This window comes from Arcanobacterium phocae (genome assembly GCF_018913465.1).
Lineage (GTDB): Bacteria > Actinomycetota > Actinomycetes > Actinomycetales > Actinomycetaceae > Arcanobacterium > Arcanobacterium phocae_A.
In genome coordinates, this window is the sequence record NZ_JABAPM010000006.1 from 23,981 (window position 1) to 46,349 (window position 22,369).

Here is a 22,369-nt window from a genome sequence, read left to right on the forward strand (position 1 = left end):
ACTTTATTCCAATGAACTTAGTTCTCAAAATATGGATACCGTTGGCACAGCACCCTGAGCAAGCTAGCATAATTGCTTCGGTAGCTTTTTCTGTTGCCAGTGAAGGAGGATTCTCCATGAACAATATATGGGACAGCTTAAATGCGAACTTTTCGTGGTTTAACGATGTCATTTATACGTGGATTCTTATCCCGCTCTTGATCGGAGCTGGGCTATATTTTACCGTGCGCTCTAAAGGCTTACAGTTCCGTTTATTTCGGAAGATGTTCAAAGTTATTGGGCGAAGCCGGGAAAAGGAAAAGGGACAGATCTCATCGTTTCAAGCTTTCGCCATTGGTCTAGCTGCGCGTGTGGGAACCGGCAATATTGCCGGAGTTGCGGTAGCCATTACCTTAGGTGGAGCTGGCGCAGTATTCTGGATGTGGGTTGTTGCTATCCTAGGAATGGCGACGGCGTTCATTGAAGCCGCTCTAGCGCAGCTTTTCAAAGTGCCGTGGCGTGACGGGACATTCCGTGGTGGGCCGGCCTACTACATTTGGAAAGGACTCGGATCCTGGGGTTGGGGTGCAGCCTTCGCAGTAGCTCTCCTGTTTACCTACGGCATCGCTTTTGAACTAGTCCAGTCCAATACGATCTCAAACACTCTTTACGACGCTTACAACTTTCCAACATGGGCAACCGGTCTGGTTGTTACAGTTTTGACTGGTCTTGTTATCTTGGGTGGACTCAAATCTGTTGCACGTGTGACTGAAATTGTTGCTCCAGCAATGGCACTCGTCTATATTGCAATTTCGCTCGCAGTCATTGCTACCCATCTTGACCATATTATTCCGGTATTTACTGAGATCTTTGAATCAGCATTCGGGGTAAATGAAGCGTTTGCTGGAACTGCTGGTGGATTCACTGCGGCATTAATGAACGGCGTCAAGCGAGGACTTTACTCGAACGAGGCTGGAATGGGATCTGCTCCTAACGCAGCCTCAACGGCAACTACGATTCACCCAGCACGTCAAGCTCTCATCCAGTCAATGGGCGTTTTTGTTGACACTATGCTCGTATGTTCAGCAACTGCATTCATCATCCTGACCTCTGGAATCTATGTGCCTGGACAAGACGTCGAAGGAGCCACCTTAACAACAAGCGCAGCTGTTTCCGCTCTCGGTGGATGGTTGGAGCCAGTGATGATCATATTGGTCTTTGTTTTCTGTTTCTCCAGCCTCATTGGAAATTATGCTTATGCTGAAGTGAACATGGATTATCTTTTCCCAGGTAAAAAATCGGCCGACGTCGTTCTTCGAGTCATCGTGGTTGCTGCCACCTTCATCGGTGCGATCGCTAAACTTGGTTTGGTCTGGACACTAGCCGATACCTCGATGTTCTTTATGGCGGTCATCAACCTTGTTGCAATTATTCTGCTAGGCAAATGGGCATTCGGTGTCTTACGTGACTTCGAGTCTACCGACGGCGAAGGCGCATTTGTAGCGGTCGAGAACCAGTATCTGCCGGGTGAAATCCCAGATACGATTTGGACCAAAGAAACTGCTGGCCAAGAACACTGAACGCGGTGGTAATACAAAGGTTGGCAGGTTAATACCTGCCAACCTTTGTATTACCAATAAAAATCAATCAGCGACGATAAAGCCGATCGTCTTTGTAGGGCCAACCGCCAAGATTTCGTCTCCTGGTTTAAGAATGGTTTCAGCATACGCATTAACCCAGTGATCGTCCGGTCCTTTGACCGCAATAATCGAAATGCCTTTTGACCGGCGCAAGCCTAGTTCTGCTAATTCCACACCAGTCATTGCGTCGTTCACTGTCGTCGAAACAAGAGCGTAGCCATAGCCCAGTTCCACGTAGTCATTGAACGACTGAGCGACGATGTGGGCGGCTCGTCGTCCCATATCGGTTTCTGGGTAGAAGATGTGGTTAACGCCCATCTGCTCAAGGATTTGCCCCTGTTGCGGCGTTGATGCTTTTGCCCATACCTCTGGGCCATTCATCTTCAACAACGCAGACGTCACCAAAATCGACGAGGCTAGATCGTTTCCAATCGCCACCACAACTCGCGAGAAATCCTGGATACCCAGTTCTTCCAGCGTATCGGGATTAGTCGGATCAGTTGCTACAACATGGGGAAGCTTATTTGCCAAACTTTGCACAACCGCAGGTGACTTGTCGATTCCAAGCACACTATAACCGGCGTACACCAGCTCCAGAGCTAACGCAGATCCAAATCGGCCTAGCCCGAACACAGCAACATCATGTTTTTGAACAGAGTGGCGCAAACGCATACCACACATCCTTTCTTAGCCGATTAACGGCCGATCTTTAGGAAGCTCATAGGTGAGCGGTGTTGTCCGCAATGCTAACGCAGTAGCAATGGTGAGCGGTCCCAAACGCCCAATGATCATTAAAGTAATGAGAACAAGTTGGCTAGATTCGGGTAACGTCGCCGTAATGCCAGTAGATAGGCCAACGGTGGAGAACGCGGAAACTACTTCAAATAATGCCTGATCCAGATTCGCCGTGGTTTGAATCATCAGTAGTGTTGTTCCAGCCATAACGGCCATTGAAGACAACGACATAACCGTCAATGCTTGACGTTGCGCCGAGCGTGGTAATCGCAACCCAAGAACATTAACTGCGCGACCGCCACGCATCTCAGACCAGACAACGAAACCGATCACGAACGCCGTCGTTATCTTTACGCCGCCTGCAGTTCCACCTGGTCCACCACCAATAAACATAAACATATCGGTTAATACGCGAGAAATATCTGTCATGGAACCGACGTCGATCGAATTAAAGCCGGCGGTTCGTGGAGTAACCGAAGCGAAAAATGCCATCAAAACTTTCCCGGACGAGCTCTGATTTCCGAGTGTATTAGGATTCGTCCACTCGGCGAGTGCAAAGAAAACCCAGCCAGTGAGGAGCAAACTGATCGTTCCTACAACGACTAACCGTGTAGTCATTGGCCAACGCCACCAGTGAATCCCAGAACTATAGAAGGCTAGAAGTGCAGGGTATCCCAATCCGCCTATGATGATAGCCGCCGATATAGGCAAAATAATCCATGGATCGGTGGCGAACCCGACTAAAGAGTCGGTATATAGTGAAAAGCCGGCATTGTTGAATGCTGAAATGGAGTGGAACCACGCTTCGCCCAGTGCTCGTTGGAAAGCATGACCGAGATATAAAAACCGTCCGAGGAGCATAGCTGCTATGGAAGTTTCGACGACGGCGGTTAAGAGGACTACACCAAAGATAACTCGGCGGATATTTCCTAGCCCGGTGCCACTCACCGTCGCTGATGCCACTTCGCGGGTTCTCATGTCTAGACGCCGTGCTAGCACCATTGCCACAAGCGTAACTACCGTCATCGTGCCCATACCGCCTAATTGGATCAATATGCCAATGATGGTCTGACCAAAAGGGGAGTAGTAAGTCGCGGTGTCAACAACTGCAAGTCCGGTCACAGCAGTGGCTGATGTGGCGGTAAAAAAGGCGACTGAAAATGGGGCTCCGCCATTAAATTGCGGGCCGTATTCATGTGGCGGAGTAGATAATGGATATGGCCATGGAGGCTGCCCGGTAACAGAGATCGGGAGCATCAGCAAGAAGGTGCCCACTATTATTGTCAGCAAGAATGCGAAAATGAGAATATAGGTGGGTCGCATCTTTCGGAGACGATTCACCTAAGTGATTCTAGAGCTGAAGATGTCTCAAGACAACATAACAGGCTATCGTAGTGAGTGAAAGAACCCGCTACGGTTTACTCCAAGGAATGAATATGCGCGCACTCGTGAAACCAACTGCTGGCCCAGGCCTTGAATTACGTGAGGTTCCTGAACCAACACCAGGGCAAGGCGAAGTCAAGATTAAGGTGATGCGAGCAGGGCTGTGTGGCACTGACTTACATATACTTTCGTGGGACGATTTCGCCGCAGCACATGTTAAGGCTGGGCAAACTATTGGACATGAATTTTATGGTGAGATCGTTGAACTCGGACATGGGGTTCCGGAGGGCGAGGGTCAAGGTCAATTTCATGTGGGGCAGCGGGTGTCGGTAGAAGGGCACGTGGTGTGTGAACACTGCCGTAATTGCCGTGCAGGGCGTCGCCATATGTGTTCGAATACGGTGTCGATTGGTGTGGATCGTGATGGTGCTTTTGCAGATTACGTCGTCGTCCCAATAACGAATGTGTGGAAACAGCCCGATGTTATCGACGCCGAACTTGGTGCAATTTTCGATCCGCTCGGCAATGCTGTGCATACCGCATTCCAATTCCCGTTGACTGCAGAAGACGTTTTGGTGACTGGCGCTGGCCCAATTGGATTTATGTGTGCTGCGATTGCCCGGCACGCTGGCGCACGGAACGTGGTTCTGACGGATATTAACGATGAACGGCTGGAGCTAGCACGGTCCATTGAAGGCGTTGTTGGCGTTAATACGTTGCGTGAGGATGTGCGGGATCGGTTCGCGGAACTCAATATGACAGAGGGCTTTGATATCGGCCTAGAAATCTCCGGTTCGCCCAAAGCGACCGAACAGATGATAGACCTGTGTACCAATGGTGCGAAAATTGCGATGTTGGGTTTGCCGGCACGCCCATACGCTATCAATTGGAACACCTTGATAGCGCGTATGCTGACGATTCAAGGTGTTTATGGTCGCGCGATGTATGACACGTGGTATCGGGCAACGTATCTTATGACCGGATCAGAGAAGTTCCGGGAGCAGGTTCGGAAGGTGATTACGCACCGGTTTGCGCCAGAAAATTGGGAAGAAGCATTTGAGACTGCGCGTGGTGGACACGCAGGCAAGATTATTTTGGAATGGAATGACTGATGTTTAGTATTCGAGAAGAATTAACGACGACGCTGAACGAGATCAAAGCAGCTGGACTTTATAAAGATGAGCGGGAAATTCTGTCCCCGCAGTCCGCACATATCCGTACTGGACAGGGCGAGTTGTTGAACTTTTGCGCGAATAACTATCTGGGATTGGCTGATAATCCAGAGATTATTGCTGCTTCGCATGCGGGGTTAGATGAGTACGGTTATGGTACTGCTTCGGTACGTTTTATCTGCGGAACACAAGATATTCACCGTAAGCTAGAGCGGAAAATTGCAGATTATGTGGGAATGGAAGATGCCATTTTGTTCCCGTCAGCATTCGATGCAAACGGTGGTATTTTTGAGGTTTTGTTAGGCAAGGACGACGCCGTTGTTTCTGACGAACTCAACCATGCCTCGATTATCGACGGCGTTCGGTTAAGCAAGGCTCGCCGGTTCCGGTACAAGAACTCAGATATGGAGCAGTTGCGTGAACAGTTAGTAGCTGCGCGTGCAGAGGGCGTGGGACGGATCCTAATCGTCACCGACGGTGTGTTCTCAATGGATGGTTATTATGCGAAACTGCCAGAGATTTGCGATTTGGCAGATGAGTTTGACGCGATGGTAATGGTTGACGATTCGCACGCTACTGGCATTGTTGGTGAGCACGGTGCGGGTACGCCGTCTGAATTTGGTGTCAGTGATCGGGTGGATATTCTCAGCGGTACTTTGGGTAAGGCACTCGGTGGAGCGTCGGGTGGTTATATTGCTGGACCGGCTGAATTGATTGCGTTGCTTAAACAGCGTGCGCGGCCGTATTTGTTCTCGAATGCCGTTACACCATCTCTGGTTGCGGGATCATTGAAGGCATTGGATGTGGCACGTGAAGGTGATGATTTGCGTGCAAAGATTGCTGATAATGCGCAGTTGTTCCGCTCATTGATGGCTGAGGCGGGTTTTGAATTGCTCCCTGGCTCGCATGCGATTATTGCGGTGATGTTCCCGGGTGACGACGGCGCGCGCCTTGCTGGACAGATTGCTGCTAAGTTAGGCGAGTTGGGCGTTTATGTTACTGCGTTCTCATATCCGGTGGTGCCGTTGGGTAAGGCACGTATTCGTGTTCAGCTTTCGGCTGCGCATTCGGCTGAGGACGTACGTGCGGCAGTTGCAGCATTCGTTCAGGCACGGGACGCGGTTTCAGCATAAATAATGACCATGTGATCTACTTGTTCGTCAGACGCTGTGGATAACGTTTGATTGTGGATAGATATTTTTGGTGATTTTTGATCTTCGATAGTCTACTTTTGTTCAGGAATTTTCGAAGATTGGAAGTTATCATGACATTTCTTGTTCGCATCGTGCAGGGTCTACTTGTCGTCGCATTGTTTTGTTCTGGCATGGGCATGGCTTATGGTGATGAGCGAAAGCCGGAACTCTTGCCTCAAGACGGCGAATTAGTAGGTCTTAGTATGCGTTATCTGCCAGCTGTAGACGCTGGTAGTCAAGCAGGTTATACCCAAAAAACTTGGCATGCTCGGCCGGCGCTGTTTTCAGTCAAGAATGTAGGTGAAGGTGTTTACCATGCATACTGCCTGGAGATAACGGTCCCCACAGACCGGCAAACACCTTTACATGTTACTGACTGGGATGGATTCGTTGGTAACAATGCATTTAGAGCCGATAATTCAGTACGCCAAAAAGTGGCCTGGATTGTCCAGCATTCATACCCGGCACGGAGCTTAGAATATCTTGCCCATGAAGTTGGGGTTACTGAGCTGTCGATTCAACAAGCGGTGACTGCCACGCAGTCAGCTATCTGGCATTTGACAGATGGAGTGACTCCTGACTTTTCTGCACTAGGTCAGCAAGATACAGATGGGGTGGATGCTCAGGGTATTGCAGCTACCTATCATTATCTGCTTTCCAGTATAAATGTCGGGTTAACGCAAGATTCTCTACAACCTACGGTGGCTTTTAGCCTGCCGGAAGGTGAGAGCTTTGCTGGGCAACTTGTGGGGCCAATTCGAGTTGAAGCAAATGTTCCTACTGTTTCGATCGAGGTTCCGGAGGGTTTTTCGCTGGTCTCGAAAGTAGGCGACCACATTGATCCGGCAAATATTTCCTCTGAACAAGAGATATATGTGGATACACGAAATATACACGATGCGGGCAAGATTGATCTGACGGGGACTGTAAATACTGCAGAGCTTAATGGTTCTCTTCTCACGCCGGGTATTTCTACTGAGGACCATGGGCAGACTTTGATAATGGTTCGGGAACTGACCAAGCAGATTCGCCATGTTGCACACATTAGTTGGCGTTCCGAGCAGGATGTATGCCGGGACGTAGACGGCATTCCAGTGACTGATTCAGTATCAGGGAGAATTCTTCCAAAGGATTCTCCGCAGTGTGTAGTGGTACCTGCAGCTAATGAAACACCAGAATCGTCACAGTTATCTAATGATTCAGCTAAACAGCACGAGGTTTCAGAGGTTGCTTCTGATCGGCCGCAGCTAGCGAAAACTGGCTCCGAGATATATGTGCTCGTATCTCTAGCTACGGTAACGATCGCGGGCGGAGTAGCGCTGACTTGGCGTGAGCGGCGTAGATATCGTGAAGTTTTATAGTTAAATTAGCGGATGGTCCAGTCCACAGGTTCGGCTCCTTGCTGTACTAGTAGCTGATTTGCTCGAGAAAACGGCTTGGAGCCGAAGAACCCGCGATGTGCGGATAGTGGAGAAGGATGTGGGCTCATAACGGTGGGTGTTTCGGGCATTAGCCGGGCTAGTGACTGTGCTTGCTTGCCCCACAGGATTGCTACGAGTGGTGCTTTGCGGGCCGCGAGAACCCTAATCGCATGATCTGTGATAACTTCCCAGCCGCGCTGTGCGTGCGAGCCAGGAGCGCCGGGCGCTACTGTTAAAACTCGGTTTAGAAGCATTATTCCTTGATGCGTCCATGATGAGAGGTCGCCGTGCGCAGGTGGTATCAGGCCTAGATCATCGTGGAGTTCCTGATAAATGTTCACAAGCGATCGGGGAAGTGGTTTCACTGTGCGGTCAACGGAGAAAGATAAGCCAACCGGATGTCCTGGAGTGGGATAGGGATCTTGACCAACGATAAGTACACGAATATCTGGTAGTGGCTGCTGAAAAGCGCGTAAGACGTTTGCTCCAGCTGGAAGGTAACGATGCCCTTGGGCTAGTTCGTTCCGGAGAAAATCTCCCATCTGGTGAATATTTTTAGCAACTGGTTCCATAGCTTGTGCCCACGTTGGGTGCATGACTTCATCAAGATCACTCATGACTTTATGATACGGCTAAAAAGTAGTGCGTTGCGTAAACTTGTCTTATGAGCGATGGGGAAGAAGATAAGGTTGAGAAACTGACAGAGATCGAACGCCAGATACTAGCACTAGAAGAATCGTGGTGGACGATTGCACAAACTAAAGATCGAGCAATCGAACAAGAACTCGGTATGACGCCAATGCGGTACTATATTCTTCTATCTCGAATGCTAGAAGAAGAACGTGTTTGGCGAGCTCGTCCACAACTGGTGGATCGGCTGCGCAGACTGCGTGATAAGCGTACGAATGAACGTACTGTGTCCTGAGAGTGGCGTTATTTATTAGTTCGGTAGATTAGGTAGGCTAGAAGCGTGAACGAATACGTAGAAGATGAATTTGATCGCTTAGCTCAAGAACGGCAAAATCTTGGAGCTCATCGGAAGTCTAAGCGGTTAAACCCATGGTTGATAGCTCTTGTTGCAGTATTAGTCTTTGCGCCACTTATCGGCTGGGGAGCTGGCATGTGGATGGCAAGTGATTCCAAGTCGCGTGATGATTCAGCAACATCTCAACCAGTGGCGGAACAACCTGAATACGGCGAGGCTGAGCAATCTACGGAAGAGAAGTCTGCGCAGGAACAGGCAGAAAAACCGGCCCCGGAGCAGACCACTTCGGAACAGCCACCCCTTAATACTGCGGTCTCAGTACAAGTATTGAATGGACGTGGCGAAGCTGGGCTAGCGAAAAAAATTACTGAAGATCTTGTGGCTGGTGGCTACGCCAACGCAACGGGTGGAAACTATTCCGGTGGCAGTGAACCAGTCGTGACTACTGTTTTTTATAGCGAAGAGACATTTAAGGCCGAAGCGCAAGACATTGCCTCTAAAGTAGGCGGTGCTGAGGTGCAAGACGGCTCTGCGCTCCAACTCGGTGCTCAGATCGTTGTAGTCATGCGCTAAAGCTAACTAGCAGCGCTATGAGTGAGCCTGACGTAACTTGCGTCAGGCTCACTCAACTTTTCTCTCCTAGAATAAAGTCAGGCTAATCGAGTTCGCCATCTTGCACTCTGAGCTGGAGAGTGCCAAAATCAATACTGGCACTCTCGGCTAGAGAGTGATAGTTATTGTGACTAGTGAGGTGTTTTCTGAATACGAAACCGAACGTATTTGGAGAATGTCGTCCGTCGCGGGCACTGGTCGTGAACCACCCTAATGGGAGGAAAATACGATGGTAAAAATCATTGCTTACAACGAAGAAGCACGCCGTGGCATGGAGCGTGGTCTTGATGCGCTTGCGAACACCGTCAAGGTCACTCTTGGACCAAAAGGCCGCAACGTTGTTCTAGATAAGAAGTGGGGAGCTCCCACGATTACAAACGATGGTGTGTCCATTGCTAAAGAAATCGATCTTGAAGATCCATTTGAGAAGATCGGTGCTGAACTAGTCAAGGAAGTCGCTAAGAAGACTGATGACGTTGCCGGTGACGGTACCACCACCGCTACCGTTCTTGCGCAGGCTCTCGTCAAGGAAGGCCTACGCAACGTCGCTGCTGGCGCAAACCCAATCGCTCTTCGTAAGGGCATTGACAAGGCTGTCGCCAAGATCGTAGAGCAACTTCTAACCAATGCTAAGGAAGTTGAAACCAAGGAAGAAATCGCCGCTACTGCAGCTATTTCTGCTGGCGACAAAGAAATCGGCGCACTTATTGCTGAAGCTCTGGATAAGGTTGGCAAGGAAGGCGTTGTGACCGTTGAAGAGTCCAACACTTTCGGCACCGAACTCGAGCTGACCGAAGGTATGTCCTTCGATAAGGGCTACCTCTCGCCATACTTCGTCACTGATGTTGACCGTCAAGAAGCAGTCCTCGAAGATGCTTACGTTCTCTTGGTTGAATCTAAGATTTCCAACGTCAAGGACATGCTCCCAGTCCTCGAAAAGGTTATGCAGACTGGCAAGCCACTCGTGATCATCGCTGAAGACATCGAAGGTGAAGCACTCGCAACTCTCGTTGTTAACAAGATCCGTGGCACCTTCAAGTCTGCTGCTGTTAAGGCTCCAGGCTTTGGCGATCGCCGTAAGGAAATGCTCCAGGATATGGCTATCCTCACCGGTGGTCAGGTCATTTCGGAAACTGTTGGCCTCAAGCTTGAGAATGCCGACATCGAGCTTCTTGGTCGCGCCCGCAAGGTCGTGCTCACCAAGGATTCCACAACAATCGTTGAGGGTGCAGGCTCTGCTGAAGACATCGCTGCTCGCGTCTCCACCATCAAGACCCAGATTGAGAACTCCACCTCGGATTACGATCGTGAGAAGCTCCAAGAGCGTCTTGCAAAGCTCGCCGGTGGCGTTGCTGTTATCAAGTCCGGTGCAGCAACCGAGGTTGAACTCAAGGAACGCAAGCACCGCATCGAGGACGCTGTCCGCAACGCAAAGGCTGCTGTTGAAGAAGGCATCGTCTCCGGTGGTGGCGTTGCACTTATCCACGCAGCGGACCAGGCACTTGCTGATCTCGAACTCGAAGGTGATGAAGCAACCGGCGCAAACATCGTTCGCGTTTCCGTTGCCGCACCGCTCAAGCAGATCGCAGTTAACGCTGGTCTCGAAGGTGGAGTCGTCGCAGAAAAGGTTCGCTCACTCCCAGTTGGTCACGGCCTGAACGCTGCAACCGGTGAATATGAGGATCTGCTCGCTGCTGGCGTGAACGATCCAGTGAAGGTTACCCGTTCTGCACTCCAGAACGCAGCATCCATCGCTGGCCTCTTCCTCACCACCGAAGCAGTTGTGGCTGACAAGCCAGAGCCACCAGCTGCTCCAGCACCAGGTGCTGAAGACATGGGTGGCATGTACTAAGAATAACTGCTTAGTTCTTCCGGTCAGATAATGGCCAATGGAAAGGAACGAATCTCGGAAAACTCCGAGATTCGTTCCTTTTTGCCTACCTGAACGCAGTATGAGTCTTACGGCCGTTTGAATAGGCTAAATATATCTGACTGTTATGCTTTCGGTAGTTTCCACGGACCGCTTGTGTGTGTAGCAGACGTAGACGAGGGTGAGGATGACGATGCCGGCTAATCCAGTAACGGGAGTCCATATCCGGTCAATGCCATCGTAGCGAAGGTGACCGAAAACGCCGGTACAGACGAGATAGTCATTTAAGGCAAGAATTGCGTCATAGAGTCCGTGAGCAATAATCAACGGGAGGATGCGGCCACAGCGTATGACGTATATCCCGGCAAAGATGCCTTCTGGAATCTGCCATAATGCTACGGCAAGCGTTCCGTAGTACAGGTGTAGCATCACCCGGAAGATGAGTACCACTGCAATCGATAAGCGCGATGGCATACGTAAAATACAGATTAATGCCAATAAGATTATTGCGTAGGCGAGTTCTTCGAAGCCCCCTCCAATCAGCATTTTAAAAATAGTCCCTATCGATGGGGGTGGTATGACGAGGTCGAGTCCCTCAGTGTTTCCTAAGGAATGACGGAAGTCCACCCCCACCGCGTACCCCCACGGGCCGTAAAGCGCAATGGCGCTATTTTGAGCCGTAAAAATCGCAAAGAATACGATTCCAATAAAAGCGTTAGAGTGAGTTGTTCGCCGTGAATTTTCTGCGCGTGGGAAGTTTGATAGCACCTGCCAAACGGTGATCATCAACGCCCCGAACACAATCATGCTTGTGATCCACGGTAGGGAGAATTTTATTATGCCGTCGTATACCCCAGGTATAGCAATAGGGAAAATCCGTCCATAAAATATTGCTGGAATTTCCGCTATGAATGCGGCAGCAACAACGCCAACCACAACTAAAACAAGAATTTTATGTTTGAGTGGGAGCACGGTTTTTGGTGGTGTGCTTGTGGTGCGGTTGAGGGGTCGGACGATGATCCATGCGAGTGCCCAACATACGATGACGGGGAGGACGACGTCGTTGGCGGTGGTTTTTAGTGTTCCTAAAAACGTTCCGGTTAAGAAATCATTTGGTCTAAAAGCGATGGCGTTGAATAGTGCGTGGCTTAATGCTAGTGGCCATGCTCGACGATAGTTCCAATAGTAGTAGCTGGAAAAGATTGCTACCCCAGCCCATTGAAGGGGCGAAAGGACGTTAGCGTAAGGGGCGAAGAATATGCCGCGAAATACTGTTGTCAGACCTACAGCAATAATGAAACGTCGTGTGAATGATAAGCGTTTTTGGTTGAGTATCCACCAGGCAAGGGCGGCGCAGATGATCTCGGTGAGAACCCCGATAGTGATACTCAGTCCCCATTGCGCGGGCAAAGGGAGTTGTTGGGCGAAGCCGAGACTGTCACCGATGAATCCAGCGGTTGAGGTAAAGCCTAGCCATTGAAATCCTTGGGTATGTATGAGTGCAAAAGATGCTAGGCCGCTAAAGACTACGCAACCAAACAACACGTCCCGAAACGATATCCGCCGACTAGTAACCATGAATCTCCCAATGTTTTTAGCTACGCCCCTCGCGTTCCTCGCGAGCTTCGTTTTGCTTACGCTCAATTGTTTCCAAAGTTTCTTGCGCTATCTGTTCCCGGCGGGCAGCTTCGGCTTGCGAATGATCCAAGATCCGCGGTGGAGCCCCCGGCGCAAAAGCCTCGTCGAGTTCTTCTAACGACGAGCGTTTCACAACTGGAACATGTGGCTGGAAGAGTTCGGTCACGTCGTCGTCGATAATGGCTGGATCGGATGCGGCTACGTCAGATGTGTGTCCGTCCAAAACTGCTGCTTGCTCTTCTTGCGCTGTCTGGAATAAAAGATCGGCAGGATCTGCGGAAGGCATGGTCTGTGCCGTGGATGACGCCTGCTCGGGGATATTATCGCCGAGCTTGTAGCAGGCAAGAGTGATACGTTCTAACTCTGCGCCCAAGTTTTGCCGTGCGACTTGCTCCCACTCGTTGGCAAGTGGGGTGAGGAAAATACGTTTCCGTGCCAGCAGATGCTCAACAATCTGGCGGCGAGCCATGAGCCAACTATAGTCAGATACCCGCGGATACTCTTCGCGAACCTGGCTGACATAGGTCTTGTAACGCTGTGGCGGATTCGCGAGAGTGCCAAAATGTGCATCATAAAGAGCGAGGCGATCGACGTCGATAGAATCAAAACGAGCAGTTTCATCCGCACGCTTGGCAGAACCTGGCAGATCATGACGCTTATGAAGATGAGAAATGAGTTCAGCAATTCGGTGGCGATTGTCCGCTGGGATACCGATTTCAGCAAAAAACTTATCTGCCACATCTGCTGATGCACGCTCGTCTTCACCACCGTTGCGCGAATAGACGGCATCATCGGAGACATTGAAGACAAGCCCATGGCCCCATGTTGCTAATCGGACAAGACACGGATTTTGAGTCTCCGAAGCCAGGGTATCTACCCGGGTGAGCATGTCGATAACATGGCGGGTATTGTGAAAAAATCGGTCTGGACTAGACCAAATATCCAACAATTCGTACGCAACACGCTCGACATGATCTCGCTCTGCGGTAGCCCCGGCATCGCGCGCGCTTCGTACAAACGCTTGAACTACCCATGCAGGTACGTCCGCTTTCACCATAAATCCTCCAAGATTAGCGCCCCCCGATTCTATACCCCGCAGATGAACTACCCAAATGATGCGGTATAAGTAACTAGAGAAGTACCACGAACTGGACCGATAAGAGTGCTCAAACGCGCAAAGTGTTCTAACGTAGAGATTGTGAAGAAAAAAGGTTCAACATCTGTCCTTACTGGTCGCGCACTCATCACCGGAGGTACATCTGGCATGGGGGCGGCGTTCGCTCGTGCGTTAGCGGCTCGCGGATGCGATATTGTTTTGGTGGCGCGAAATAAGGAGCGGTTAGCGGAAAATGCTAACATGCTCACGCAGCAATACCAGGTAGATGTTCAGATTCTTCCCGCAGATTTAAGTACGCGCGATGGAGTCGACGCCGTTAAAGCTCGGCTTCTTGAACAAGCCGATCCAGTAACGATATTCGTGAATAACGCCGGGTCCGGGATGTACTCACCGATGGCGACCGACGACGCTAGCCAGTTACGTGCCGGTGCCGAACTTATGGCGTTAGTTCCGATGGAGCTTGGCGGAGCTGCCGCGTTCTCAATGAAGCAACGTCACGCCGGTGTCATCATTACTACTGCATCGGTAGCGTCGCTTGCCCCGATGGGGGCCTACGCGGCCGTCAAAGCATTCGTACGAATGTGGTCAGAGTCCCTGTCTATCGAAGTTGGCCGATACGGTGTACAAGTTGTTGCTTTCTTGCCCGGTTGGGTAAAAACCGAGTTCCACCAGCGATCCGGTGTTTCGACGTCGTCGATCCCATCTTGGCTATGGCTCGACGCAGAGCGTGTGATCGACGAAGCCCTTCGCGATGTTGAACGCGGTAAAACAACCACTATTCCGTCCAAGCGTTTCAAGACGATGGCATTTTTCGCCCGTCACTTGCCACAATCAGTGGTCCACAAGGCCGTCAAGAAATTGAATAAGGGCCGGCGATGAGTGAGCTACACCCATTAGATGACTACCATTCAGACGGTAAACGAAAAGTTCGCAAAGCAGTTCGTAAAATCCTCACCCGGCCAGTGTTGAAAACGGTTCTAAAAGCAACCGTGTGGGGTGAAGAAAACGTTGAAGGGCTCGAAGGAGCCTATATTGTTGTCGGCAATCACTCGTCGCATCTTGACGCTCCAATGGTCTTTTCATTACTGCCTGACCATATGACAGAAAATCTTGCTACCGGCGCCGCCGCCGACTATTTTTATCGCAAGAAGGGCATTGCCAAGCTGACGTCAGTATTCTTCAATACGTATCCGATTGAGCGCAAAGGAAAGACCGTTGGCGCGCACGTCGGCCGGGCAGCCGGAATGACAAGTCGCTTGCTACGTGATGGCATTCCAATTTTGATCTTCCCAGAAGGTACGCGCTCGCGGGACGGCCAGATGGGAATTTTCAAGCCCGGTGCAGCCGCGATTGCATTGAAGATCGGGGTGCCGATTGTTCCGTTAGCGATGTCGGGCGGACACGAAGCAATGCCAGTTGGGCGAGTATTGCCACCGTTGAATCATCCGGAAGTTGAACTGTTCATCGGTGAACCCATGCATGGTCAGCCTGATGATACCCCAGAGGTTTTTATTGCACGGGTTCGTCACCAGATCGAGATGATGCTGGAACAGAAGACCGCCAATCCGGATCCTTCGCTCAGTTAAGCAGACTAGGCATCGGGAAAACTAGGCGCACAGTCAGACCGCCACCGGGTGTTTCATGCACGCTGACTTGCCCGTGGTGTGCGCTCATAATAGCAGCAACGATTGCAAGGCCAAGTCCTGAGCCTTCGCCGCTACCACGAGTGCGGGCAGAATTGGCTTTATAGAAGCGCTCGAATACATGCTCACGGTCTTTTTCAGATATTCCCGGGCCATGATCGCGGACTTCGACAACTGCGTTTTTAGGTTGGAGTAGATCTATCCCAACAGCAACATCAACAGGGACTGAGGAGTCAGTATGGGCAGAAACATTGCTGAGCAGGTTCGTTAGTAGCTGCGTCACAGCATTTTGGTCTCCCATGATGACGACGGATTCGACGTCGTCACCGTTAAGGTTAGTGACATTGGCTATTCGTTCTGGCGAACGAGCAAGGAAATCAGAAACAGTGTTGAGTGCAACTGCAGCTAGATCTACTGGTTTAGGATGAATTTCTTTACGTTCATCAAGTCGTGCAAGTTTCAAAAGGTCTTCGACCAGGTTAGCCATCCGGCCAGATTCAGATTCAATACGGCCAAAAGCGAGTTCGATTTGCTCGTCTGGGACGCCACCCATACGATACAGCTCCGCATATCCGCGAATAGTAGCAAGAGGTGTGCGCAACTCATGCGAAGCATCGGATACAAATCGTCGAACGCGCTGCTCTGAGGCTGCTTGGGCTGCGAAAAGGTCTTCGATCTCATCGAGCATAGCGTTGACAGATTCGCCAAGGATATTGACTTCAGTTCCGGGCTTCATTGGTGGAATCCGGGCTGCAAAATTACCTTGGCGTACATCTGATGTTACGCGCGTGACCGTGCGGAGCGGGCGTAATGATCGACGCACTAGTACGATCGAGAGTAACGCCCCGATAGACATAATTGCTACCACGAATAGTGTAAGAACCTGTTTGAGATTTGTGACAGTACGTTCCACTTGGGCTAACGGCAACCCAATCAGCACATTACCTACGGTATGTGGATTTGAACCAGTAGACGTCAGTGGCACTGAAATAATGCGCCATTCGGTGTCCTCGAATGTGCCATCAACAGTACGGGGTTGATCGAAATAATTTGAGGCCAACGTTTCTGCATGTTCTGGTTTTCCGTATCGTTGTTCGATTGACGGATGAACTTCCTCAACTGCAGTGCCGAAATCATCGGAAATATACAGGTAAAAATCAGATGGAAGCAACGCTTCGGATGTTCCTTGAATGAGTGCATCGACAGTTTGTGAAGCCACGATCTGTCCAGACGATGACAGTGTTTTGTCAGTTTCCGACGTCAGAAAGGTGCGCAAAGAAATAGTTGCAAACGCCGAAACCAACATCAGCGCGGATCCGAGTAGCACAAGGAAAACTACGAGCAGTTGCCACGATAGACGCCCGGTAACGTGTAATTGCGAGGATGAGCTTTCCATAGGCTATTTACTTGCCAGCGCGCATGACGTATCCGATACCGCGTTTGGTGTGAATGAGCGGCACGAGCGCGGCGACCTGGTCTGGATCAGTGATGCCGAGTGCTTCGGCTGAGTCTATTTTCCGGCGTAGATAGGAAATATACGATTCAACAATCGAAGCTTCACCAATCCAGTCATAATCCCAGACATGATCAAGGATCTGAACCTTTGATACCACGCGTTCCGCGTTTACCATCAGATACCGTAATAACTTATATTCGGTAGGAGAGAGCTCAACGAGATGACCAGCTCTACGAACCTCGTATGTGTCTTCGTTTAGCTCAAGATCATGATAAGTGATAACTGAAGGCTCATCAGTACTGGGATTTGTGCGTCGCAAAATGACCTGGATCCGGGTAACGACCTCTTCCAAGGAGAATGGCTTAGTGACGTAATCGTCAGCACCAGCTGTTAGTCCATGAATCTTATCTTGGAGATCATCCTTTGCCGTCAGGAAAAGAACTGGAGTGTCGGAGTCTTGTGTGCGGATGCGGCGCAAGACTTCGTATCCATCAAAATCAGGTAGCATCACGTCCAGTACGACTAAATCAGGTGCAAATTCCTGAAATAGACGCACTGCGTTACGGCCGTCGTCAGCAGTTTCAACGGTAAAACCAGCGAACTTAAGCGAGACGGAGAGAAGTTCGCGAATCGAAGGTTCGTCGTCAACGACCAATATCTTTGCTGTTGATTTTTGTTCTGTCATGGACAATATTTTCCGCTACTAAACTGAGAGAATCCTGAAAATGTGTTTCACAGGTAGGGGTATGGATCGAACTCATCGATATCTACTGGATGAGTACGGTTGAGTGGAATATTGAATGCCTGAACATCAAGTTCAAGATCGTGGATGACAAGTCCACGATCTTCTAATTCTGCCAACGGGACAGCAAGGAACTCGCGGAAACAGATAATAGCAACGCGATGTCCAGCGTCGAGTAATGCTTCTAGTTGCGGAAGATAGTCGACGTCATGAGTTCCGACGACGACGTCTGCTCCAGGCCGTTCTTTAAGAATGGCTTCGAGAGTGCGCTGAATTCCTTCATCAACAACTTTCCGCTCTGGATCTTGCGATGTCAGCTGGATTGGCTGCCATCCGATTGCTAGGAGAGCTTGGATGAATGGGGCTGCGGTGCGCTGTGAAACATTCAGGAAGAAAAAGCCTTTGGTGTTCTTCTCCCGACGGTTTTCAGAAGTTGGTGCGGCCGGGCCGTCAAACGGATCAAATTCGAGAACACGATCCCAACGAGGACGTTCTTCAGCACGTGGGGAGTGCTTAAGGATGTTCACTCCGAGGGTAGCGTCAATGTTTTCACCATCAATAAGAATATACATACTTGTATTTTAGCCCTCTTCGCGACGAAAAGCAGGGCAATGTGTAACATATAGCGGTGGGCAGAAACCGACGTAACGGTTTCTGCCCACCGAAGAGTTGATATGTTAGTTTTCGATTTACTGAGGTTCAGTGTTTGCTTGAAGCATCGCTAACCGTGCTTCGACTTCAGTTGAATTCGAGGACTGTTCAAGTTGAGCAAACTGTTCATCCAATGATGATGCGGCAACTTCTGCCTTGCCTTGAGCAAGGGCTTCTTGCCGGCGTACCGACTCTTCAAAGCGACCAATCTCTGTTGAAGGATCGAGAACGTTAATGGAGCCGATCGCATCTTGGACAGTATTTTGTGCCTGAGCCGACTTTGCGCGGGCAACGAGCTGGTCACGCTTGCTGCGCAGATCGTTGAGCTTGCTCCGCATAATATTCAAGCCGTCTTTGAGCTTCGCAACAACCTCACGCTGCGAAGCGATCATCGGCTCTGCATCGTGGGCTTCTTTTTCAGCGGTAATTTGACGTTCGATAGCGACTTTGGCAAGATGCTCCATCCTTTGTGCGCCATCTTCATTGCCAGCAGTGCGTAGTTCCTGTGCCTTGGAGACGGCAGCCTGGGCTTTGGCACCCCACTCTTGTGCTGCACGGATGTCTTCGTCGTAATCTGCTTCGGCAAGTCGAAGATTTCCTACTGTGACCGCTACTGCGTCCTCTGCTTCAGCGATCGAATTAGTGTAATCGCGAACCATCTGGTCGAGCATCTTCTGCGGATCTTCGGCGCGGTCAAGTAGCGCGTTGATATTTGCTTTAGCTAACTGGGCCATGCGGCCGAGGATTGATTGCTTTTCAGCCATAGTGGAACCTTTCTTTGGGACAGCGATGTTGAGATACATCTTACTGTCAGTAGTTACTCTTGTAATCTTATGCGTAAGTTCTCGTGTTTAGAAGGTTTTTCCGAAACCGCCACCGCCAGATCCGAAACCGCCACCGAAATGCGAGCTGCCGCCAGATCCGAAACTGTTATTTCCCCAGTCATTCCGACGTGAAGAACCGCCCGACAAAGCTCCGTAGATCAATGACCTGGCAACTCCGGTGAGAATCGCTCCAGCCAGTTCACCGCCTAGTTCGGAACCAGTACGCGATTGACGTCCGCTTCCGCGATAATCTTCGATATCAGAATTTAGCGCGCGTTCGGCACGTTGTGCATAGTCCATTGCGGAACTGTATGTCGAAAGCTGTTGTTCGCCAGTTTGTGATTGTGCCGAAGTAAATGCACTGTGAGCACGATTGAGAAGGGTGCGTGTATCGGCAGTGACGACCTCGCGATAGCGAGTCACATCTTCATCTAAGCGCGCGAGTTTTTCCTCTAGCCGGATACGGTATTGAGCGAGCTTAGTGTTTCGTTTGCCTTCTTGTTCGGCTGCTGTACGCACGTGAACTAGTGCTAGGTCAAGCTGCCGTTCGGCCTCCTCTAGTTGGTCAGCTACCAGAAGGAGATCGACGGCGGAGCCCGCAGTCGCTCGCGCAATGACTGCTTCGGCTTCTTGCCGGCGTTGGGTAATCGTGGCGTTTCCTTGGCCCAGTCGCTTCGCATCAGAAATATCGGCAGACAATGATTCAATAGCTTGTGGCAAGTGATCGCGGGCTTGAGCTAACAATGTTGGAGCTTGATCGATGCGATCCATGAGTTTGGACGCTTGGTCGAGTACGCCTTCAGCCAGGCGGGCATATTGTACGGCTTCGCCTTTTTCTGCCTGCTTCACATGAGTATGAGCATTGGTAATATGTGTCGATGATGCGCTTAAAAGAGTACGAATCTGAGACGGGTATGTAGAAATCGTTGCTAATGATTCTTGTGGGAAAGACAAACCAAGATTACGAACCTTAACCTCTGCCAGTGAAAGCTGAGACTGGAGTTCATCATGGCGTTCTTGCAAGTCACTCAGTTTCGAATCTACCCGGTTCGCTAAATCACGTAGTGCAGAAAACTGTTCGGCTTGTGCTTGCATCGTCTCCCGAGCATCGTGTGATAACTGCAGAATCTGAGTATTCATCTGGTGCTGCTGAGCAGGAGTCTCTGGTTCGTCGTCGTCAAGTAACCGCCGCAAGTTAAATGCTTTGTGAACAGCTTCTTGAGCTTGTGTTAGGGCATCGCGGAACTCGCGGGTAGCTTCGACGCCGAATTCAGCGCGAGCAAACTCAAGTTCGTTAGCGCCAGCGCGAACGTCGTCGTCGGCAGCCAATAATTCAGCCGAAGCTTGTTTCGCTAATTGTGTGTTAGACACAGCCTCACTAACGCGAGCCTTTTTCTTTCGCCATATCGAGAATCCAACCACTACTGCGCCGCCAAGTGCAATCAACACGATAACAGGTAGGACATTTGGAGCAGCTGCTTGCCCAGGCGCGACCGGAGCGGGGCCGCCATTACGCAAAGTGCGTACGTGCTCGCCAAACAACTCAATGCCAGCGTCCCATTCGCCGTCGTGGAACTTATCCAAGACATCTTGGGAAGTTGCCTGGTTGAGAAGCTCTTTGATCTGGCCATCTGGCGAATAGGCATAGAGCTCAGATGTCCCAACACTGACAGCGAGTATCCCATCAGCCGATGTTAAACCAGATTTGTCAAACGTTTTCTGGACCCAATTATCAGGGGCAAGCCCATCAAAATCATCAACTGTGATAACCCACAAATTTCCGCTAGAAACCTCAACAATAAGATTTGATAGCTGTGCTTCGCGCTCAGATACGTCTGCGTAGTCTTCATAGTTCCGGGAAATATCAACAGGAGGAACTGCATACGCCACACCAGGTAATAATACGAAGATACCTGCTATGACAGCCGTCAATAATCGGCGCATGTTTCTCATGATAATCGCCTTTCTGCTGAGTATTACTTCAAATCTATCAATTAAGTTGTCTGTTGTGGGTATATTGATACGCTTAGCGCGCAAGTCTGCACGCCTTGCCTGATAGAATAGTTAGTCATATAAGTGTCATAATGTTGCTTAGCTATATCTGAGTGCGTACTCAAAACTATCGCACTCCGGAAATGAAAGAGAGAATGCCGTGCCTACTGGAAAAGTGAAGTTCTTCGACGCTGAGAAGGGCTTTGGTTTTATCACTGGGGACGATGGTGCCCAAGTTTATGTTGCTCAGAGCGCAGTGCCACTGGGCGTTAAGTTGCGCCCAGGAACCCGAGTTGAATACGGAATTGGCGAAACTCGCCGCGGTCCAGCTGCGCTTTCGGTCTCGGTGATCAAAAAAGAAAAGTCACTCCTAGAAGTCAATCGCCGGTCACCTGAAGAACTCGTTCCGCTCATTGAAGACCTGATTAAGATTCTTGATGTTTCATCCACGCAGCTTCGCCGGGGTCGTTATCCCGACGGCGGACCGCGGATTGCTCAAGCATTACGTGCACTAGCAGATGATTTTGATGCCTAAAAGAATAACTCCACGCAAAAAAGTAGTTAAAGATAAGACTCTTGGCGAAGCTGTTGAATTCGCGAGAGAAGCGCTCACGGATATTACTACTCCTGAGCGAGTAGGCAAACACGTGGGGATGGTCCAGGAGGCCGAACGTCTTGTCACACATGCGTTTGAATGTCTAATGGCTGGATATCGAGGCTGGTACTGGACCGTGTCACTAGTTCGTGCACCGCGGTCCAAGAATGTTTCGGTTGCGGAACTATCGATCCTGCCCGGCGAAGATGCATTGCTGGCTCCGGACTGGATTCCGTGGGCTGATCGCTTACAGCCATCTGACGTTACGCCTTCAGATCGTTTGCCATATAACCCGCAAGATCCACAGCTAGTCGCTAATGTAGATCCGGGGCTCGATCAGGGATTTGAAACTGTAGGCGTTGACGAGGATGTAATAGCGGCCTGGGAGTTAGGTTTGGGCCGTGCCCGAATCATGTCTGATCACGGCCGGACACAAGCCTACCGTCGCTGGTACCGCTCCGACGCTGGCCCGCGTAACCAAGCTACCCGCGATGCTAAAGCAACCTGTTCAACCTGTGGGTATTTGATGCATCTGGGCGGTTCTGCCCGTCAGCTTTTTGGGGCGTGTGCTAACGAGTGGTCAGCATTTGATGGGCGTATTGTGTCCCTGGATCACGGGTGTGGTGCTCATTCGGAAACAGACGTTCCGCACCGGGAACATCTATGGAAGCAAACCACGCCAGTAATTGATGAAGCCGAAGTTGAGGTAGCTAAGCGGTAA

21 protein-coding genes are annotated in these 22,369 nt (G+C 50.4%); 11 read left to right on the forward strand and 10 right to left on the reverse strand.

Going from position 1 to position 22,369, the window contains the following annotated elements; genetic code table 11:
- Nucleotides 1–116 precede the first annotated feature (116 nt).
- Nucleotides 117–1,559: an alanine/glycine:cation symporter family protein gene (locus KSO86_RS07560; RefSeq protein WP_216379517.1), complete on the forward strand. Its 1,443-nt coding sequence runs from the start codon at nucleotides 117–119 to the stop codon at nucleotides 1,557–1,559.
- A 63-nt stretch (nucleotides 1,560–1,622) separates the two neighbouring features.
- On the opposite strand, the gene KSO86_RS07565 is transcribed toward KSO86_RS07560, so the two are convergent.
- Both KSO86_RS07565 and KSO86_RS07570 read right to left on the reverse strand, forming a co-directional pair.
- The gene (locus KSO86_RS07565; protein WP_091279858.1) at nucleotides 1,623–2,291 is read right to left on the reverse strand and encodes a potassium channel family protein; all 669 of its coding nucleotides are present in this window, start codon (nucleotides 2,289–2,291) and stop codon (nucleotides 1,623–1,625) included.
- A 15-nt stretch (nucleotides 2,292–2,306) separates the two neighbouring features.
- Nucleotides 2,307–3,695 (reverse strand): TrkH family potassium uptake protein, encoded by a 1,389-nt coding sequence (locus tag KSO86_RS07570; RefSeq protein WP_216379518.1) that lies wholly within the window; start codon nucleotides 3,693–3,695, stop codon nucleotides 2,307–2,309.
- Nucleotides 3,696–3,748: 53 nt separating this feature from the next.
- On the opposite strand from KSO86_RS07570, the gene tdh reads away from it, so the two are divergent.
- The 3 genes from tdh (at nucleotide 3,749) to KSO86_RS07585 (ending at nucleotide 7,463) form a co-directional block, all read left to right on the forward strand.
- Nucleotides 3,749–4,849 (forward strand): L-threonine 3-dehydrogenase, encoded by a 1,101-nt coding sequence (gene tdh / locus KSO86_RS07575; protein ID WP_231943977.1) that lies wholly within the window; start codon nucleotides 3,749–3,751, stop codon nucleotides 4,847–4,849.
- Nucleotides 4,849–6,042 (forward strand): glycine C-acetyltransferase, encoded by a 1,194-nt coding sequence (locus KSO86_RS07580; protein ID WP_253281456.1) that lies wholly within the window; start codon nucleotides 4,849–4,851, stop codon nucleotides 6,040–6,042. Before tdh ends, KSO86_RS07580 begins: the two co-directional genes overlap by 1 nt.
- Before the next feature lie 131 nt (nucleotides 6,043–6,173).
- Nucleotides 6,174–7,463: a thioester domain-containing protein gene (locus KSO86_RS07585; RefSeq protein WP_216379519.1), complete on the forward strand. Its 1,290-nt coding sequence runs from the start codon at nucleotides 6,174–6,176 to the stop codon at nucleotides 7,461–7,463.
- 5 nt (nucleotides 7,464–7,468) lie between these two features.
- Here KSO86_RS07585 and KSO86_RS07590 read toward each other — a convergent pair whose 3' ends face one another.
- Complete coding sequence (locus KSO86_RS07590) at nucleotides 7,469–8,140, reverse strand: uracil-DNA glycosylase (protein WP_216379520.1); 672 nt, start codon at nucleotides 8,138–8,140, stop codon at nucleotides 7,469–7,471.
- A gap of 47 nt (nucleotides 8,141–8,187) precedes the next feature.
- Here KSO86_RS07590 and KSO86_RS07595 point away from each other — a divergent pair, with 47 nt between their 5' ends.
- From KSO86_RS07595 to groL, 3 genes are all read left to right on the forward strand, one after another.
- Complete coding sequence (locus tag KSO86_RS07595) at nucleotides 8,188–8,448, forward strand: DUF3263 domain-containing protein (RefSeq protein WP_216379521.1); 261 nt, start codon at nucleotides 8,188–8,190, stop codon at nucleotides 8,446–8,448.
- 45 nt (nucleotides 8,449–8,493) lie between these two features.
- A complete protein-coding gene (locus KSO86_RS07600) occupies nucleotides 8,494–9,081 on the forward strand; it encodes a LytR C-terminal domain-containing protein (protein ID WP_216379522.1) in 588 nt (195 codons plus the stop codon).
- A gap of 268 nt (nucleotides 9,082–9,349) precedes the next feature.
- Nucleotides 9,350–10,972 carry a chaperonin GroEL gene (groL, locus tag KSO86_RS07605; RefSeq protein ID WP_216379523.1) on the forward strand — a complete coding sequence of 541 codons (1,623 nt, stop codon included), beginning with the start codon at nucleotides 9,350–9,352 and terminating at the stop codon, nucleotides 10,970–10,972.
- A 126-nt stretch (nucleotides 10,973–11,098) separates the two neighbouring features.
- On the opposite strand, the gene KSO86_RS07610 is transcribed toward groL, so the two are convergent.
- Together KSO86_RS07610 and KSO86_RS07615 are read right to left on the reverse strand one after the other, a co-directional pair.
- Nucleotides 11,099–12,568: a CPBP family glutamic-type intramembrane protease gene (locus KSO86_RS07610; RefSeq protein ID WP_216379524.1), complete on the reverse strand. Its 1,470-nt coding sequence runs from the start codon at nucleotides 12,566–12,568 to the stop codon at nucleotides 11,099–11,101.
- A gap of 16 nt (nucleotides 12,569–12,584) precedes the next feature.
- Nucleotides 12,585–13,685, reverse strand: coding sequence for an HD domain-containing protein (locus KSO86_RS07615; RefSeq protein WP_216379525.1), 1,101 nt, complete (start codon nucleotides 13,683–13,685; stop codon nucleotides 12,585–12,587).
- 141 nt (nucleotides 13,686–13,826) lie between these two features.
- Between KSO86_RS07615 and KSO86_RS07620 the strand changes: the two genes are divergently transcribed.
- Together KSO86_RS07620 and KSO86_RS07625 are read left to right on the forward strand one after the other, a co-directional pair.
- Nucleotides 13,827–14,624 carry an SDR family NAD(P)-dependent oxidoreductase gene (locus tag KSO86_RS07620; RefSeq protein ID WP_216379526.1) on the forward strand — a complete coding sequence of 266 codons (798 nt, stop codon included), beginning with the start codon at nucleotides 13,827–13,829 and terminating at the stop codon, nucleotides 14,622–14,624.
- Complete coding sequence (locus KSO86_RS07625) at nucleotides 14,621–15,331, forward strand: lysophospholipid acyltransferase family protein (protein WP_216379527.1); 711 nt, start codon at nucleotides 14,621–14,623, stop codon at nucleotides 15,329–15,331. Before KSO86_RS07620 ends, KSO86_RS07625 begins: the two co-directional genes overlap by 4 nt.
- Here KSO86_RS07625 and KSO86_RS07630 read toward each other — a convergent pair.
- The 5 genes from KSO86_RS07630 to KSO86_RS07650 form a co-directional block, all read right to left on the reverse strand.
- Nucleotides 15,324–16,784: a sensor histidine kinase gene (locus KSO86_RS07630; RefSeq protein ID WP_216432027.1), complete on the reverse strand. Its 1,461-nt coding sequence runs from the start codon at nucleotides 16,782–16,784 to the stop codon at nucleotides 15,324–15,326. The two genes, KSO86_RS07625 and KSO86_RS07630, sit on opposite strands and share 8 nt — an antisense overlap.
- Before the next feature lie 7 nt (nucleotides 16,785–16,791).
- On the reverse strand, nucleotides 16,792–17,529 hold the full coding sequence (locus tag KSO86_RS07635) for a response regulator transcription factor (protein WP_216379529.1): 738 nt from the start codon (nucleotides 17,527–17,529) through the stop codon (nucleotides 16,792–16,794).
- Nucleotides 17,530–17,576: 47 nt separating this feature from the next.
- Nucleotides 17,577–18,158, reverse strand: a complete 582-nt coding sequence (locus tag KSO86_RS07640; RefSeq protein WP_216379530.1) for a nuclease — start codon at nucleotides 18,156–18,158, stop codon at nucleotides 17,577–17,579.
- Between the two features lie 117 nt (nucleotides 18,159–18,275).
- Complete coding sequence (locus tag KSO86_RS07645; RefSeq protein ID WP_216379531.1) at nucleotides 18,276–19,001, reverse strand: PspA/IM30 family protein; 726 nt, start codon at nucleotides 18,999–19,001, stop codon at nucleotides 18,276–18,278.
- Between the two features lie 87 nt (nucleotides 19,002–19,088).
- Complete coding sequence (locus KSO86_RS07650) at nucleotides 19,089–21,014, reverse strand: TPM domain-containing protein (RefSeq protein ID WP_216379532.1); 1,926 nt, start codon at nucleotides 21,012–21,014, stop codon at nucleotides 19,089–19,091.
- Between the two features lie 199 nt (nucleotides 21,015–21,213).
- Here KSO86_RS07650 and KSO86_RS07655 point away from each other — a divergent pair, with 199 nt between their 5' ends.
- Both KSO86_RS07655 and KSO86_RS07660 read left to right on the forward strand, forming a co-directional pair.
- A complete protein-coding gene (locus KSO86_RS07655) occupies nucleotides 21,214–21,588 on the forward strand; it encodes a cold-shock protein (RefSeq protein ID WP_216379533.1) in 375 nt (124 codons plus the stop codon).
- Complete coding sequence (locus KSO86_RS07660) at nucleotides 21,581–22,369, forward strand: DUF3027 domain-containing protein (RefSeq protein ID WP_253280674.1); 789 nt, start codon at nucleotides 21,581–21,583, stop codon at nucleotides 22,367–22,369. The genes KSO86_RS07655 and KSO86_RS07660 overlap by 8 nt, the downstream gene beginning before the upstream one ends.

Coding starts and splice junctions, on each gene's coding strand:
- KSO86_RS07630 (WP_216432027.1), bottom strand. CDS start 16,784: ATGGAAAGCTCATCCTCGCAATTACACGTTACCGGGCGTCTATCGTGG.
- KSO86_RS07650 (WP_216379532.1), bottom strand. CDS start 21,014: ATGAGAAACATGCGCCGATTATTGACGGCTGTCATAGCAGGTATCTTC.
- KSO86_RS07585 (WP_216379519.1), top strand. CDS start 6,174: ATGACATTTCTTGTTCGCATCGTGCAGGGTCTACTTGTCGTCGCATTG.
- KSO86_RS07560 (WP_216379517.1), top strand. CDS start 117: ATGAACAATATATGGGACAGCTTAAATGCGAACTTTTCGTGGTTTAAC.
- KSO86_RS07595 (WP_216379521.1), top strand. CDS start 8,188: ATGAGCGATGGGGAAGAAGATAAGGTTGAGAAACTGACAGAGATCGAA.
- KSO86_RS07660 (WP_253280674.1), top strand. CDS start 21,581: ATGCCTAAAAGAATAACTCCACGCAAAAAAGTAGTTAAAGATAAGACT.
- KSO86_RS07590 (WP_216379520.1), bottom strand. CDS start 8,140: ATGAGTGATCTTGATGAAGTCATGCACCCAACGTGGGCACAAGCTATG.
- KSO86_RS07640 (WP_216379530.1), bottom strand. CDS start 18,158: ATGTATATTCTTATTGATGGTGAAAACATTGACGCTACCCTCGGAGTG.
- KSO86_RS07610 (WP_216379524.1), bottom strand. CDS start 12,568: ATGGTTACTAGTCGGCGGATATCGTTTCGGGACGTGTTGTTTGGTTGC.
- KSO86_RS07645 (WP_216379531.1), bottom strand. CDS start 19,001: ATGGCTGAAAAGCAATCAATCCTCGGCCGCATGGCCCAGTTAGCTAAA.
- KSO86_RS07615 (WP_216379525.1), bottom strand. CDS start 13,685: ATGGTGAAAGCGGACGTACCTGCATGGGTAGTTCAAGCGTTTGTACGA.
- KSO86_RS07565 (WP_091279858.1), bottom strand. CDS start 2,291: ATGCGTTTGCGCCACTCTGTTCAAAAACATGATGTTGCTGTGTTCGGG.
- KSO86_RS07635 (WP_216379529.1), bottom strand. CDS start 17,529: ATGACAGAACAAAAATCAACAGCAAAGATATTGGTCGTTGACGACGAA.
- KSO86_RS07580 (WP_253281456.1), top strand. CDS start 4,849: ATGTTTAGTATTCGAGAAGAATTAACGACGACGCTGAACGAGATCAAA.
- KSO86_RS07625 (WP_216379527.1), top strand. CDS start 14,621: ATGAGTGAGCTACACCCATTAGATGACTACCATTCAGACGGTAAACGA.
- groL (WP_216379523.1), top strand. CDS start 9,350: ATGGTAAAAATCATTGCTTACAACGAAGAAGCACGCCGTGGCATGGAG.